Here is a 14,148-nt window from a genome sequence, read left to right as displayed (position 1 = left end):
GCGGCTCCCCGGCGCGTCGTCCTCCCCACAGTTCTGCCCAGAGCGTGCCGCGCACTCACGTGTCGCCGAGAGCGCGACCTGTCCGCGTGACAGCACACCTGGAGCGGGGGCGCACCCAGGGGTTCCCCCAAAGGGCGTACCGTCGCGTGCCCCGAGGGGGCGCATGGTCGTTTCCCGACAGCGCACACCGTCGTTGGGTACCGCGTGAGCCACGTACAAGGGCGCGCACGGCGCGCGAGGACCGCACTGGCCGCGGTACTGACATGGGCAGGATTGTTGGCCGGAGCCGCCGGCTGTACCTCGGACGGCGCAATCGGAGGGGCGTTCGGCCCTCCGGCGGCCGAGGAGGTCATCCGGGTCGTGCCCGCCGACGGCAGCAAGGAGGTGCGCCCCGGCAGCACGCTGCGGGTGCGGGCGCCCCGGGGACGGCTGGAGTCGGTGAAGGTCGTCAGATCGCAGGACGCGCGGGAGTCCCCGGTCCCCGGGCGCATTTCCGCCGACGGGCGGACCTGGAAGCCCGACGACGAACGGCTGGCGCTCGCCGCGAAGTACACGGTCGACGCCGTGGCCCTGGACGACGAGGGCCGCCGCTCGTCCCGCCGCACCACGTTCACGACGTACGTCCCCGAAGAACGCTTCATCGGCTACGTCGCCCCGGAACACCGTTCCGTCGTCGGCACCGGGATGATCGTCTCCCTGTCGTTCAACCGTGAGATCGTCCACCGCGCGGCGGTCGAACGGGCCATCCGGGTCACCTCCCGCCCGGCCGTCGACATCCGCCCGCACTGGTTCGGCAAGGACCGGCTCGACTTCCGGCCCGAGGAGTACTGGAAGGCCGGCACCGAGGTCACCGTCGAGCTGGACCTGCGGGACGTCGAGGGTGCGCCCGGCGTGTACGGGCTCCAGCACCGCACGTTCTCCTTCACCGTCGGCCGCAGCCAGGTCTCGGTGGTCGACGCGGGCCGGCACACCATGAAGGTGAGCCGGGACGGTGAGGAACTCGCCACGGTGCCGGTCACGGCCGGGGCGCCGAAGACCCCCACGTACAACGGGAAAATGGTGATCACCGAGATGCTCGAGGTCACCCGGATGGACGGCGCGACCGTCGGCTTCACCGACGCCGACGGCAAGGGCGAGTACGACATCCCCGACGTCCCGCACGCCATCCGCCTGACCGACTCCGGCACCTTCCTGCACGGCAACTACTGGGCCGAGGAAGACGTCTTCGGCGACACCAACGTCAGCCACGGATGCGTGGGCCTGCGCAACGTGAAGGGCGGCGGCGCGGACACCCCGGCGGGCTGGTTCTTCGACCGCAGCCTCATCGGTGACGTCGTCGAGGTGGTCAACAGCAAGGACGCAACGGTCGCCCCCGACAACGGCCTCGGCGGCTGGAACATGGACTGGAAGGAGTGGACGGAGGGCAGCGCCGTGAGGTGACTCCTCGTAGTGCCCTCGCGCGGACCGCCGAGAGGGCGCCCCGGTTGTGCGCCGCAGGCTCTTGAAGTTGGAACGGAACGGTGACAAACCAGCCGCGTCCAACGCCCCTGACCTGTGGCTACTATGCGCCGAAGCGCGCGAGGGCGCGCGGGGGCGCGGGTCCGGCCAGGCCCGCCGAGGGGAGAACAAGTGAACGTGGGGCCGATTTCGGGGGCGTCGGTTGACGCACGGAGGCCTGGTGGCAGGAAGCTGGCGGCGCTGGCACTCGGAGTGATGCTGGCGGTCACCGCGTGCGGCGGCGGGAAGACAGGCCCGGGTTCCGGGTCGGCCTCGGCCGACGGCAAGGGCTCCACCGCGGCGCAGAGCAAGCAGTCCGAGGCGGTCATCGGCATAGCGCCCAAGGACGGCGCCCAGTCCGTGAAGACCAGCGGCGCGCTGAAGGTCGACGCGGCCAAGGGGAAGCTGACCGAGGTCGTCGTCAAGGCCCCGAACGGCAAGAAGGTCGACGGGGAGATATCCGGCGACGGCGCCAGTTGGACGCCGTCGACCCACCTGGCCGCCGCCACCAAGTACACGGTGCACGCGGTCGCCAAGGATTCCGCGGGCCGCACCGCCGCCGAGGACTCCAGCTTCACCACCCTGACCCCGAAGAACACCTTCATCGGCAACTTCACGCCCGAGGACGGCTCCGAGGTCGGCGTCGGAATGCCGTTCTCGCTCCGCTTCACCCGGGGCATCACCAACCCCGACGAGGTCGAGAAGGCCGTCCGCATCACGACCGAACCGGCCGTCGAGGTCGAGGGCCACTGGTTCGGCAACGACCGGCTCGACTTCCGGCCCGAGAAGTACTGGAAGGCCGGCACCGAGGTCACCGTCGACCTCGACCTCGACGGCGTCGAGGGCCGCCCCGGCGTCTACGGCAAGCAGTCCAAGACCGTCTCCTTCACGATCGGCCGCAGCCAGGTCTCCGTCGTCGACGCCAAGAGGCACACCATGAAGGTCGAGCGGGACGGCAAGGTCATCAAGACGATCCCGATCACCGCCGGCGCCCCCGGCACCGAGACCTGGAACGGCAAGATGGTCGTCAGCGAGCGGCTCAAGGTCACCCGGATGAACGGCGAGACGGTCGGGTTCGGCGGCGAGTACGACATCAAGGACGTCCCGCACGCCATGCGCCTGAGCACCTCGGGCACCTTCATCCACGGCAACTACTGGGGCGGCGGCGCCTTCGGCAACCACAACGCCAGCCACGGCTGCATCGGGTTGCGCGACACCCGCGGCGGCTGGGACAGGAAGGCCCCCGGTGCCTGGTTCTACGAGAACACCATGATCGGCGACGTGGTCGTCGTGAAGAACTCCGACGACGCCACCATCGCCCCGGACAACGGCCTCAACGGCTGGAACATGTCCTGGGAGGAGTGGAAGGCCTAGGTCCGGCCCGGTCGTCACGGCATACGCGGCCCCGGTGTCAGCCAGGGCACCGGGGCCGCTGCCGTCAGTGGGGGTGAGCGGCCGCACCGGCCCGGTTGCCGTTGGCCACCGTGCTGTGTCTGCCCGGGGCAACCCCCGGACCCCCGGCCGAGTGTGAGCGACCGCACCGACCCGGTTGCCGTTAGCCACCGTTAACCTGCTGGCATGACCGTACATCTCGAAGTCGCCGAGGGCGTCGGCACGCTGCGCCTGGACCGCCCGCCCATGAACGCACTGGACGTCGCCACGCAGGACCGACTGAAGGAACTCGCCGAGGAGATCACGCGCCGCGAGGACGTGCGCGCCGTCGTGATCCACGGCGGCGAGAAGGTGTTCGCCGCGGGCGCGGACATCAAGGAGATGCAGGCCATGGACCACACCGCGATGGTCCTGCGCGCCCGCGCCCTGCAGGACTCCTTCACGGCCGTGGCCCGCATCCCCAAGCCGGTGGTGGCCGCGGTGAGCGGTTACGCGCTCGGCGGCGGCTGTGAACTCGCGCTCTGCGCCGACTTCCGCATCGCCGGGGAGAACGCCAAGCTGGGCCAGCCGGAGATCCTGCTCGGGCTGATCCCCGGGCCGGCGGTACGCAGCGCCTGGCCCGCCTCATCGGCCCGTCGAGGGCGAAGGACCTCATCTTCACGGGCCGTCAGGTGAAGGCCGACGAGGCGCTCGCGCTGGGCCTGGTGGACCGTGTGGTCCCCGCCACCGAGGTCTACGAGCAGGCGCACGCCTGGGCCGCGCGGCTCGCCAAGGGGCCGGCGATCGCGCTGCGCGCGGCCAAGGAATCGATCGACACCGGTCTGGAGACCGACATCGACACCGGCCTCGCCGTCGAGCGCAACTGGTTCGCGGGTCTGTTCGCCACCGAGGACCGTGAACGGGGGATGCGCAGCTTCGTGGAAGACGGCCCCGGCAAAGCAAAGTTCTTGTAAATCCTCTTTCGAGGGCTTGCAATTGACATGATGTCTGATTCGGGTCCCTCGACGGGGCGGTTTATGGGAGCCTTGACGGACCCTTAAGTCTGCCGCGTCGAGGGAGCCTGTCGATTGCCGCACACCGAGCCGTTGCCGCAGGTCACAGGAGCCGCTGACAACCCCGAAGCGCCGAAGGCACAAGCCGGCGGCCCGGCCCGGAGTGGGGGCGTGCAGGGGGCGCACTCCCCGGAACGGCCCCGGACGCCCCACCGGGCGGCCATGATGGGGGCATGGCGGGGCTGGAGGGCATGGAACAGCCGCGGGGAGACGGACGTGCGACCGCGTCGCGCTGGTCGCCGACGGTCGAGGACGAACGCGCCCAGAAGGCGCTGGAGTTGTTCGGCAATCCGTCGGAGGCAGAAGTTCCGTTACCGTCCCGCCCCGAGTCCGCGGCCACCGCACGCCGGCTCACCCAGATCGTGGTCCTGCGCCAGTGGGGCCTCACCGCCGCGACCACCGAGGACGCCGTTCTGCTCGTCTCCGAGCTCGTCGGCAACGCGGTACGCCACACCGGCGCCCGCGTCTTCGGCCTCCGGCTGCGCCGCCGCCCCCGCTGGATCCGCGTCGAGGTCCGCGACCCGTCCCGCGGCCTGCCCTGTCTCATGCCGGTCCAGGAGCTGGACGTCAGCGGGCGCGGCCTCTTCCTCGTCGACACCCTCGCCAACCGCTGGGGCGTCGACCTGCTCCCGCGGGGCAAGACGACCTGGTTCGAAATGCGCGTGTCGGACCGTTGAGGGCCCGCGGGCCGTCCCGTCCGCCGGATCAGCCGGGAAGGAACAGCGCCTCCGAGCCGACCGCCCGGTACCCGGCCGCCTGGAACGCCAGCAGACCGCGGGCGTTGCCCGGGGAGATCTCGCGCCCACACCAGCTCGCCCCCGGGCGGCTGCCGTGCCGCCGACGGCAGTCGCCGTCCCCGCCCTCAGTGGCGTACCTCCTCCGGCATCTCCACGGCGGCTTCCAGCCGCCCGGCGATGCCGCGGCCCAGGACCAGCACGCTCCCCTCCACTGTCCACACCTGCACGTCGTCGCGCCGGGCGCGGGCGCTCACGACCCGGGGCGGCCGGGGTCGTCGATGTGGTTCATGAGCCGCCTGGTCCAGCTCGCGGGCGATGCCCTGCGGGAGGGCATCGCGCCGGATTCGCCGCGGGCCGTCGGCGTCCTGCGCTGATCGGCGACGCCGACCCGGCCGCCGTACTGGAACGCCTCGCGGCGGCGACAAGGCCTTTTCCTTCGACGAGTTCTGGACCCACCTGAGCAAGTAGGTCGGGAATAGCCCGCCCGTCCCGGGCGGTTGGTGTCGACCATGGTGGTTCCCGAAGGGAACCGAAGCGGACACCGATCCCCGGAAGGGCGAGGCGAGCGGACATGAAGATCGGCATCATCGGAGCGGGCAACATCGGGGGCAACCTCACACGGCGGCTCACCGCCCTCGGCCATGACGTCTCCGTCGCCAATTCCCGTGGCCCCCACACGCTCACCGGCCTGGCCGAGGAGACCGGCGCGACCCCGGTACGGGCCGAGGACGCGGCGCGCGGCGCCGAGATCGTCGTCGTCACCGTCCCGCTGAAGGCCGTACCGGACCTGCCGTCCGGCCTGTTCGACGAGGCCGCGGAGGGCGTGGCCGTCATCGACACCGGCAACTACTACCCCCGGCAGCGCGACGGCAGGATCACGGGCATCGAGGACGAGGGCCTCACGGAGAGCCGCTGGACGGAACGGCAGATCGGCCACCCCGTGATCAAGGCCTTCAACGGCACGTACGCCCAGGACATCCTGGACCGCCACCGCCCCGTCGGTGCCTCCGACCGGATGGCCCTGCCCGTCGCCGGTGACGACGAGGCGGCCAAGCGGAAGGTCCGGACCCTGATCGAGGAGCTCGGCTTCGACACCGTGGACGCGGGCGGCATCGACGACTCCTGGCGCCAGCAGCCCGACACCCCGGTCTACGGCCTGCGCGCGGGCACCGAGTCCGTCACCAAGGCTCTGACCGAGGCCTCCCCGGAACGCAAGCCGGAGTTCCGGGCGTAGGAATCCGAAGACATGCGGGACACGTGGGGGCGACTGGTTCTGCAGCAGGACCTCCGACGAATATCGGTTCACGAAGGGGCTGGGTGGCTGCCCCCAGGAAACGGGCCCTGGACATCGATCACGACCACGGGTGCTGACCGGGGAGGCGTGGTGGTGGGGAGTGCGTGTGAGGGCTTGTCTGCAGCAACTGAAACTTCCACGCCCCGGGGTGGTACGAAGCGCTGCCGTCTGAGCTCCGAACCTTTTCTCTGCTGAACGGGTATCTCACGGATCCGCCCGCGAAGCGGCTCCGTGCGCAGTCGACGGCCACCCCGGTGATCAGGGATCAGGCTCCCTCGGCCCACTCCTTGAGCGCCGCCTTGCTGGAGAAGTTCGCGACGTTCTTGTCCATCGGGTCGTCGGTGTATTGGTGGAAACGCCACTTCGCTTGGATGCGGGGCTTCCCGGCGGTGACGTAGTCGGCGATCCAGAGGCCGTCACCGGAGTAGGAGGTGGTGTCGACGTTGAGCCAGAAGTGCCTGTTTGCGTACAGGATCACCCTGTTGTGCGGCCGTAGTTCCTTCACCTTGCGGAGGAAGCGGTCCTTCTCCGCGTTGCTCGCGCGCGTTCCCTCACTGGTCGTCTCCCAGTCGACCGCGAGGATGTCGCCCCGCTTCTCCGGGGCCTTGCTCACGAAGTACTCCGCCTGGGCCGTGAGGTTGCCCGGCCAGAGGAAGTGGTAGAAGCCGACGACCAGACCGGCGTCGCGGGCCGTCTTCGTCTGGGCGGAGAGCCTGGGGTTGACATAGGAACGGCCTTCCGTCGCCTTGATGAAGACGAAGGAGAGGCCGTCGGTGTCGAATGACGAGGACTGGTACGAACTCACATCGATGCCACGCAGCATGAGGCTCCCTGAAGTGCTGAGGGGGGAGGGGAGTGGAATGATTCACTCCGCTTACCGTGGCATGGGAGCCCTGCCTACGTGGTGGAAACATCAACTTCTTCCCGTAAGGAGGGACCGGCAGGCCCGGCCCCAGGAGCCACAACGGCCTTGGGCCGGCCTCAGCCGTCGCACCAGCCGTGGGTCTTGCCGAACTGCAGCAGCCCGCGGCGCGCCTGGAGGATCTGCTCGCCGGTCAGCGTGGGAGCGGCGGACAGCAGAACCTCCGTGACCTCCTGGAGGTACTCGTCGGCGGTGAGCACGTCGCACAGCGAGTCGTCGCCGTCCGGATGCCTGCTCACGGCGGAGGACACCCCTCCGGCCCCCTGGGCCAGCCGTACGCCCGAAGCCTTGAGACCCCGGTCGCCCTCCTCGATCTCGAACTCCACGGCGATCCCGGGACGCAACTGGTGCTCCGGGATCCGTACGTCGTTGACGTGGAGGAAGACGTCCTCCCCGCCGTGCTCGGGAGCGATGAACCCGTAACCCCGTACGGTGTCGAACCGCACCACACGACCAGCAACCATGATTCCAACCCCCAGCAGAACACCGGGCCCCATGCCCGGACCCATGCCCGGACCAGAGTCCCAGCAGACAAGAATACGCCGCCGCCCGGCCTGCCGTCAGCACTCGATGCTCTTGACCGCCAGCCCGCCCCGCGCCGTCTCCTCGTCCTTGACGTTCAGGCTGGATGCCCCTGTGATCTGCTCTCTGACCTGCGTAAACGGGGTCAGTTGCTTGATCCGTCCGGTCGGCGGGGACTCCTCGTCCGGCAGCGGATCCGGTTGCCGTGCGAGGTCGTCGGGACCAGCTGCACGGTGACCGGCTTCCGCCGCCGGGCCCACAGGTCGTTGGTCGGTGTCTCCGGATTGCGCCACGGCAGCGTGCGCGGGGCGGGCTGAAAACACCGGAAGCGCTCACACGCTCGGGCGGCGAGGTTGGGGGCGAGCGGTACCTCGCGTGTCTTACCGCCCTTGGGGAGGCAGAAGTACGACCGCCTCCTGATGCCCCACCTGAGCCGGTGGCGGACATGCACGGTGCCTGCCTCGAAGTCGAAGTCCTCCTTCCCAGGCCGAAGGCCTCCCCTGGCGCAGTCCGAGTCCGAGGTCGACCGCGAACCTGCAGCGGTCCTGGAGGTGGGAGCGGACCGTGCCGACGGTTGGCGGGACCAGGCCCTGACCTTCGCGCCACCGCGGCTCTCCATCGACAACTCGGTACGGTGCGCAGGTTGCACCGCTTGGAGAGTCAATGAGGTGGATTCGGACGCAGCCGCCGTCTCCTCCATGAGCTGCGGGATCCGGGCCCAGACGAACGTGCCGCGCGGCTACCACCGAATGTGGGCCAGAGCCTTGAATGGACACACCCGTCGAGAGCAAAGAGAAGCGGTACGCCGAACAGGCAGCGGCCGAACAGGTGGACCTGAGGCCTTGTCACCCCGCCCTGACCAGCTGACCAGAACCTCCTGCACGGCGGGGAGGCGCAGCGGGCGGTGGTCTGGTGGCGTCTGCTCCAGAGGAACCGGTTCCCGCAGGTCGCCGTGCGGCGGCACGCCTGCTCGAGCAAGCTCATGGCAAGGCGGGACCACGTCCGCGCACGTATCAAATGGAGGCGTCCTTGAAAACAGCCCTGCGCACAGCCCTGGCCATCGTTCTGTCCACTGGGACCGTATGGGCCACGGCATCAGTCCCGGCCGCGTCGGCCGCGGCCGAACCATTGCGGTACGTCGCACTCGGCGATTCCTACGCGGCCGCACCACTGGTGCCGCCCACCGACCCGGCCGACCTGGCATGCCTGCGCTCCCTGGCCGACTATCCCCACATCGCGGCCAAGGCCCTCGGCGCGAAACTCACCGACGTCAGCTGCTCCGGCGCCACCGGCGACCACCTGAGCACCGCCCAGCACCCGGGAATCGCGCCCCAGTACGACGCACTCACGCCCGGCACCGACATCGTCAGCGTCACCATCGGCGGCAACGACACCGACCTCTTCAACGAGGTGCTGGGCTGCGTCAACATCCTGCCCCAGCCTTACGGCACCAGCTGCGCGGAAGAGAACACCGCCGACGGCACCGACAAGGTCAGGGCCCGCATCGACGCCTGGGCACCGGCCTTCGCCGCCGTCCTGGACGAAATCGCTCGACGGGCACCGCATGCCGAGGTCTTCGTCGTCGGCTACGGCAACTACTTCCGCGCCGACGGCTGTCACCCCGCCCAGCCCTTCTGGAAGCAGGACGCCAACTACCTCCAGGGCGCAGTCAACCACCTCGGCACCGTACTGAAGCAGACGGCCGAAGAGCACGGCGCCGCCTTCGTCGACACCTACACCCTGAGCATCGGACACGACATCTGCGCCGCCCCCACCGACCGCTATATCGAGGGCCTGGTCCCCACCCGTGCGGCCGCGCCGCTGCATCCCAACGCTCCAGGAGCCCGGGCCATCGGCGAGGCCCTCGCCGCGGCCGTTCGCGCGACGTCGGCGCCGTCTGGCGGCCCAGGCACCTCACCCTCGAAAGCCCCGTGATCGGCAGCTCCGGACGGTGAGGACCCTCCGGGTCTCCGCGGTGGTGAAGAAGATGCTGGGGCCCACGCCGAAGAACACCACACACTGGTTGACCAGGGCGATGGCCAAGGAGTGAGATTCCCCCGCTGTGCAGCGCGTGGTTGACGGACCGGTTTCCGCTCCTGTTGCGGACTGGACGGGGGACGGCCTGTTCAGCCGCTTGGGCGCCGGGATTCCCCAGGGAATCTCACGCCTGCCCCAGGGAGGTTCCAGGGACTTTCCGTCGCGTGGGCGGGGAAGGCCCCGACAGCGCTGAAAGTTGCGAACGCGCTGGTCAGGGCCTGTTCCCTCAGCACTCGATGATGTTGACCGCCAGCCCGCCCCGTGCCGTCTCCTTGTACTTGACGGACATGTCCGCGCCGGTGTCCTTCATCGTCTTGATGACCTTGTCGAGGGACACCTTGTGCGAGCCGTCGCCGCGCAGGGCCATGCGTGCGGCGGTGACCGCCTTCACCGCCGCCATGCCGTTGCGCTCGATGCACGGGATCTGGACGAGGCCGCCGACCGGGTCGCAGGTCAGGCCGAGGTTGTGCTCCATGCCGATCTCCGCGGCGTTCTCGACCTGTTCCGGCGAGCCGCCCATCACCTCGGCGAGGGCGCCCGCCGCCATCGAGCAGGCGGAGCCGACCTCACCCTGGCAGCCGACCTCGGCGCCGGAGATGGAGGCGTTCTCCTTGAAGAGCATGCCGATCGCGCCGGCCGCGAGCAGGAAGCGGACCACACCCTCCTCGTCGGCGCCGGGGACGAAGTTGACGTAGTAGTGCAGGACGGCGGGGATGATGCCGGCCGCACCGTTGGTCGGGGCGGTGACGACGCGGCCGCCCCCGGCGTTCTCCTCGTTCACGGCCATGGCGTAGAGCGTGATCCACTCCATGGAGAGGGCCTTCGGATCGCCCTCCGAGCGCAGCTTGCGCGCCGTGTTCGCGGCGCGGCGGCGCACCTTCAGTCCGCCCGGCAGGATGCCCTCGCGGGACATGCCGCGCGCCACGCACGCCTGCATCACCCGCCAGATCTCCAGCAGATCCTCGCGGACCTCCTCCTCGGTCCGCCAGGAGCACTCGTTCTCCAGCATCAGCGCGGAGATGGACAGGCCCGTCTCCCGGGTCAGGCGGAGCAGCTCGTCGCCGGTGCGGAAGGGGTACTTCAGGACCGTGTCGTTGAGCTTTATGCGGTCCGCGCCCACCGCTTCCTCGTCGACGACGAAGCCGCCGCCCACCGAGTAGTACGTCTTCGACAGCACCTCGGCGCCGGACGCGTCGAAGGCCCAGAGGGTCATGCCGTTCGCGTGGTACGGGAGTGCCTTGCGGCGGTGCAGCACCAGGTCGTCGTCGAAGGAGAACGCGATCTCGTGGTCGTCGAGCAGGCGCAGGCGGCCCGATTCCTTGATCTTCTCCACCCGTTCGTCGGCCGTCTCCACGTCCACCGTGCGGGGCGAGTCGCCCTCCAGGCCGAGCAGCACCGCCTTGGGGGTGCCGTGGCCGTGGCCGGTGGCGCCCAGCGAGCCGTACAGCTCCGCCCGGACCGAGGCGACCGAGTCCAGCAGACCCTCGTTGCCCAGTCGCCGGGCGAACATGCGGGCGGCCCGCATCGGGCCGACCGTGTGAGAGCTGGACGGGCCGATGCCGATCGAGAAGAGGTCGAAGACCGAGAGGGCCACGGGAGGACTCCTAGGGGTTCGGCGGACGGCGCTGGCCGCCGGGAAGGGAGGGTTCGGCACGGGATGTGCGCGGTGCATGGTGCGGGGCACCGTGCCCACCGTCCAGTGTGCGCGATGCCCCGTCCGTACGAACAAAAGCGTACGAAATTACATAACTACTTCAGGCCTGGGTACAGCGGGTACTTCCCGGCGAGCGCCGTCACCCGGGACCGGAGCGCCTCCACGTCGTAGGACGGCTTCAGCGTCTCGGCGATCACGTCCGCGACCTCGGCGAAGTCCTCGGCCGTGAAGCCGCGGGTGGCCAGGGCGGGCGTGCCGATCCGCAGACCCGAGGTGACCATCGGGGGGCGCGGGTCGTTCGGGATCGCGTTGCGGTTGACGGTGATGCCGACCTCGTGGAGACGGTCCTCGGCCTGCTGCCCGTCCAGCTCGGAGTCGCGCAGGTCGACCAGGACCAGGTGCACGTCCGTGCCGCCGGACAGCACGTCCACGCCCGCGGCCTTGACGTCGTCCTTGACCAGGCGCTCGGCCAGGATGCGGGCGCCCTCCAGGGTGCGGCGCTGCCGGTCCTTGAAGTCCTCGGACGCGGCGACCTTGAAGGAGACCGCCTTGGCCGCGATCACGTGCTCCAGCGGGCCGCCCTGCTGGCCGGGGAAGACCGCGGAGTTGATCTTCTTGGCCAGTTCGGCCGTGGAGAGGATCACACCGCCGCGCGGACCGCCGAGGGTCTTGTGCGTGGTCGTGGTGACGACGTGGGCGTGCGGGACCGGGTTCGGGTGCAGGCCCGCCGCGACCAGACCGGCGAAGTGCGCCATGTCGACCATGAGGTACGCGCCGACCTCGTCCGCGATCCGGCGGAACGCGGCGAAGTCCAGCTGGCGCGGGTACGCCGACCAGCCGGCGACGATCAGCTTCGGCTTGCTCTCCTTGGCCAGCCGCTCGACCTCGGCCATGTCGACCTGGCCGTCGTCGCCGACGTGGTAGGCGACCACGTGGTAGAGCTTGCCGGAGAAGTTGATCTTCATGCCGTGGGTCAGATGCCCGCCGTGCGCGAGGTTCAGGCCCATGATCGTGTCACCGGGCTTGAGCAGCGCGAACATCGCGGCGGCGTTGGCCTGTGCACCCGAGTGCGGCTGCACGTTGGCGTGCTCGGCGCCGAAGAGTTCCTTGACCCGGTCGATGGCGATCTGCTCGATCACGTCGACGTGCTCGCAGCCGCCGTAGTAGCGGCGGCCGGGGTAGCCCTCGGCGTACTTGTTGGTGAGGACCGTGCCCTGGGCCTCCATGACCGCGACCGGGGCGAAGTTCTCCGAGGCGATCATCTCGAGGGTGGACTGCTGACGGTGCAACTCGGCGTCGACCGCCGCCGCGACGGCCGGGTCGAGCTCGTGCAGCGGGGTGTTCAGAAGCGACATGGGGTTACGGCCTCCTCAGCCCTGGATGAAGGCGTCGTACTCGGCGGCGGAGAGCAGGTCGGCCGGCTCCTCGCCCACCCGCACCTTGAACAGCCAACCGCCCTCGAAGGGGGCCGAGTTCACCAACGACGGGTCGTTCACCACGTCCTCGTTGATCTCGGTGACCTCGCCGGTGACCGGGCAGTACAGGTCGCTGACCGACTTGGTCGACTCCAGCTCGCCGCAGGTCTCACCCGCGGCCACGGTGTCGCCGACCTCGGGGAGCTGGACGAACACGATGTCGCCGAGCGCGTTGGCCGCGTGCTCCGTGATGCCGATCGTCGACACGCCGTCCTCGGCGGCCGTCAGCCACTCGTGCTCTTTGCTGTAACGCAGCTGCTGGGGGTTGCTCATGACCTGGATCCTCCTGTGTGCGAGGGACCGCCGGGATCGACGGCGTTGTAAGGGATTACGGGACTACCTGATGACGGAAGCATGCGTGAGCGGGCGCCGCGCCCGGCCACGGCGGGGCTGGTACGGCATACGCGGCTCACGTCCTACGACGGTGTCACTTCTGCCGTGTGTAGAACGGCAGCGCCACGACCTCGTACGGCTCGTGGCTGCCACGGATGTCCACGCCGACGCCCGGGGTGCCCGGCGTCGAGTGCGCCACGTCGACGTACGCCATCGCGATCGGCCTGCCCAGCGTCGGCGAGGGCGCGCCGGAGGTGACCTCGCCGATCACCTCGCCGCCGGCGACCACCGCGTACCCGGCGCGCGGGACCCGGCGGCCCTCGGCGACCAGGCCCACCAGGGCGCGGGGCGGGGTCCGCTCGGCGCGGGCGGCGGCCTCGGCCAGGGCGACCCGGCCCACGAAGTCGCCCTCCTTCTCGAACTTGACGACCCGGCCGAACCCGGCGTCGAACGGCGTCAGCGAGACGCTCAGCTCGTTGCCGTACAGCGGCATGCCGGCCTCCAGGCGCAGCGTGTCCCGGCAGGCCAGCCCGCACGGGACCAGCCCCACGTTCTCGCCCGCCTCGGTCAGGGCCTGCCACACCTCGACCGCGTGCTCCGGCGCGACGAACAACTCGAAGCCGTCCTCGCCGGTGTAGCCGGTACGGGCGATGAGCGCGGGGACGCCGGCGACTGTGCCGGGCAGGCCGGCGTAGTACTTCAGGCCGTCCAGATCAGCATCGGTCAGGGTCTTGAGGACCCCGGCGGCCTCGGGGCCCTGCACCGCGATCAGCGCGTATGCGTCGCGGTCGTCGCGGACCTCGGCGTCGAAGCCGGCCGACCGCTCCACGAGGGCGTCCAGCACCACCTGGGCGTTGGAGGCGTTGGCGACGACCAGGTACTCGGGGGCCTCGGTCCCGCCGAGCCGGTAGACGATCAGGTCGTCCAGGATGCCGCCGTCCTCGCGGCAGATCATGGTGTAGCGGGCGCGGCCGGGCTTGACGGTCCCGATGTTGCCGATCAGGGCGTAGTCCAGGAACCGCGCCGCCTGCGGGCCGGTGACCGTGATCTCGCCCATGTGCGAGAGGTCGAAGAGGCCCGCCTTCGTGCGCACGGCGTTGTGCTCGTCGCGCTCGGAGCCGTAGCGCAGGGCATGTCCCAGCCGGCGAAGTCGGTCATCGTGGCGCCGAGCGAACGATGCAGGGCGTCGAGCGCGGTCCGGCGGAGTTCGGTACTGCTCATCGGTCGGTCTCC

The 14,148-nt window shown here is 69.9% G+C and carries 11 protein-coding genes and 4 pseudogenes; 6 read left to right on the top strand and 9 right to left on the bottom strand.

What is annotated here, in order from left to right; all coding sequences use genetic code 11:
- Nucleotides 1–204 precede the first annotated feature (204 nt).
- From WJ438_RS13085 to WJ438_RS13070, 4 genes and pseudogenes are all read left to right on the top strand, one after another.
- On the top strand, nt 205–1,440 hold the full coding sequence (locus tag WJ438_RS13085) for an Ig-like domain-containing protein (protein ID WP_406725394.1): 1,236 nt from the start codon (nt 205–207) through the stop codon (nt 1,438–1,440).
- A 273-nt stretch (nt 1,441–1,713) separates the two neighbouring features.
- Complete coding sequence (locus tag WJ438_RS13080; RefSeq protein WP_406725393.1) at nt 1,714–2,871, top strand: Ig-like domain-containing protein; 1,158 nt, start codon at nt 1,714–1,716, stop codon at nt 2,869–2,871.
- Between the two features lie 204 nt (nt 2,872–3,075).
- Nucleotides 3,076–3,842, top strand: a pseudogene (locus WJ438_RS13075) (enoyl-CoA hydratase/isomerase family protein).
- 272 nt (nt 3,843–4,114) lie between these two features.
- Nucleotides 4,115–4,618: an ATP-binding protein gene (locus WJ438_RS13070; RefSeq protein ID WP_406725392.1), complete on the top strand. Its 504-nt coding sequence runs from the start codon at nt 4,115–4,117 to the stop codon at nt 4,616–4,618.
- 28 nt (nt 4,619–4,646) lie between these two features.
- On the opposite strand, the pseudogene WJ438_RS13065 reads toward WJ438_RS13070, so the two are convergent.
- Nucleotides 4,647–4,958, bottom strand: a pseudogene (locus tag WJ438_RS13065) (GNAT family N-acetyltransferase); the annotation flags it as partial.
- A gap of 264 nt (nt 4,959–5,222) precedes the next feature.
- Here WJ438_RS13065 and WJ438_RS13060 point away from each other — a divergent pair.
- Nucleotides 5,223–5,912: an NADPH-dependent F420 reductase gene (locus WJ438_RS13060; protein WP_406729670.1), complete on the top strand. Its 690-nt coding sequence runs from the start codon at nt 5,223–5,225 to the stop codon at nt 5,910–5,912.
- Nucleotides 5,913–6,237: 325 nt separating this feature from the next.
- Here WJ438_RS13060 and WJ438_RS13055 read toward each other — a convergent pair whose 3' ends face one another.
- The 4 genes and pseudogenes from WJ438_RS13055 to WJ438_RS13040 all read right to left on the bottom strand — a co-directional run bounded on the left by WJ438_RS13055 (nt 6,238) and on the right by WJ438_RS13040 (nt 7,676).
- Nucleotides 6,238–6,792: a glycoside hydrolase family 25 protein gene (locus WJ438_RS13055; protein ID WP_406729669.1), complete on the bottom strand. Its 555-nt coding sequence runs from the start codon at nt 6,790–6,792 to the stop codon at nt 6,238–6,240.
- A pseudogene (locus WJ438_RS13050) lies at nt 6,774–6,821 on the bottom strand (hypothetical protein); the annotation flags it as partial. The pseudogene WJ438_RS13050 and the gene WJ438_RS13055, both read right to left, overlap by 19 nt.
- A 132-nt stretch (nt 6,822–6,953) precedes the next feature.
- Nucleotides 6,954–7,358 carry a cold-shock protein gene (locus WJ438_RS13045; RefSeq protein ID WP_406725391.1) on the bottom strand — a complete coding sequence of 135 codons (405 nt, stop codon included), beginning with the start codon at nt 7,356–7,358 and terminating at the stop codon, nt 6,954–6,956.
- A 96-nt stretch (nt 7,359–7,454) separates the two neighbouring features.
- A complete protein-coding gene (locus WJ438_RS13040) occupies nt 7,455–7,676 on the bottom strand; it encodes a hypothetical protein (RefSeq protein WP_406725390.1) in 222 nt (73 codons plus the stop codon).
- A gap of 769 nt (nt 7,677–8,445) precedes the next feature.
- Here WJ438_RS13040 and WJ438_RS13035 point away from each other — a divergent pair.
- Nucleotides 8,446–9,351, top strand: coding sequence for an SGNH/GDSL hydrolase family protein (locus WJ438_RS13035; RefSeq protein WP_406725389.1), 906 nt, complete (start codon nt 8,446–8,448; stop codon nt 9,349–9,351).
- A 328-nt stretch (nt 9,352–9,679) separates the two neighbouring features.
- Here the strand turns inward: WJ438_RS13035 and WJ438_RS13030 are convergent, their stop codons facing one another.
- From WJ438_RS13030 to gcvT, 4 genes and pseudogenes are all read right to left on the bottom strand, one after another.
- A complete protein-coding gene (locus tag WJ438_RS13030) occupies nt 9,680–11,047 on the bottom strand; it encodes an L-serine ammonia-lyase (protein ID WP_406725388.1) in 1,368 nt (455 codons plus the stop codon).
- 155 nt (nt 11,048–11,202) lie between these two features.
- Complete coding sequence (gene glyA / locus WJ438_RS13025; protein WP_406725387.1) at nt 11,203–12,462, bottom strand: serine hydroxymethyltransferase; 1,260 nt, start codon at nt 12,460–12,462, stop codon at nt 11,203–11,205.
- Nucleotides 12,463–12,477: 15 nt separating this feature from the next.
- Nucleotides 12,478–12,855, bottom strand: coding sequence for a glycine cleavage system protein GcvH (gene gcvH, locus WJ438_RS13020; protein WP_406725386.1), 378 nt, complete (start codon nt 12,853–12,855; stop codon nt 12,478–12,480).
- 154 nt (nt 12,856–13,009) lie between these two features.
- Nucleotides 13,010–14,136: pseudogene (gene gcvT, locus WJ438_RS13015) on the bottom strand (glycine cleavage system aminomethyltransferase GcvT).
- Nucleotides 14,137–14,148 lie beyond the last annotated feature (12 nt).

Origin of the sequence: Streptomyces sp. GD-15H, assembly GCF_045291515.1 — a bacterium.
Classification (GTDB): Bacteria; Actinomycetota; Actinomycetes; order Streptomycetales; family Streptomycetaceae; genus Streptomyces.
The sequence above is the reverse complement of the archived record's forward strand: the minus strand, read 5'-3'. Positions and strand labels throughout refer to the sequence as shown.

What these genes read in the sequence shown, in the direction of transcription:
- gcvH (WP_406725386.1), bottom strand. Translation starts at nt 12,855, where the DNA reads ATGAGCAACCCCCAGCAGCTGCGTTACAGCAAAGAGCACGAGTGGCTG.
- WJ438_RS13080 (WP_406725393.1), top strand. Translation starts at nt 1,714, where the DNA reads ATGCTGGCGGTCACCGCGTGCGGCGGCGGGAAGACAGGCCCGGGTTCC.
- glyA (WP_406725387.1), bottom strand. Translation starts at nt 12,462, where the DNA reads ATGTCGCTTCTGAACACCCCGCTGCACGAGCTCGACCCGGCCGTCGCG.
- WJ438_RS13045 (WP_406725391.1), bottom strand. Translation starts at nt 7,358, where the DNA reads ATGGTTGCTGGTCGTGTGGTGCGGTTCGACACCGTACGGGGTTACGGG.
- WJ438_RS13070 (WP_406725392.1), top strand. Translation starts at nt 4,115, where the DNA reads ATGGCGGGGCTGGAGGGCATGGAACAGCCGCGGGGAGACGGACGTGCG.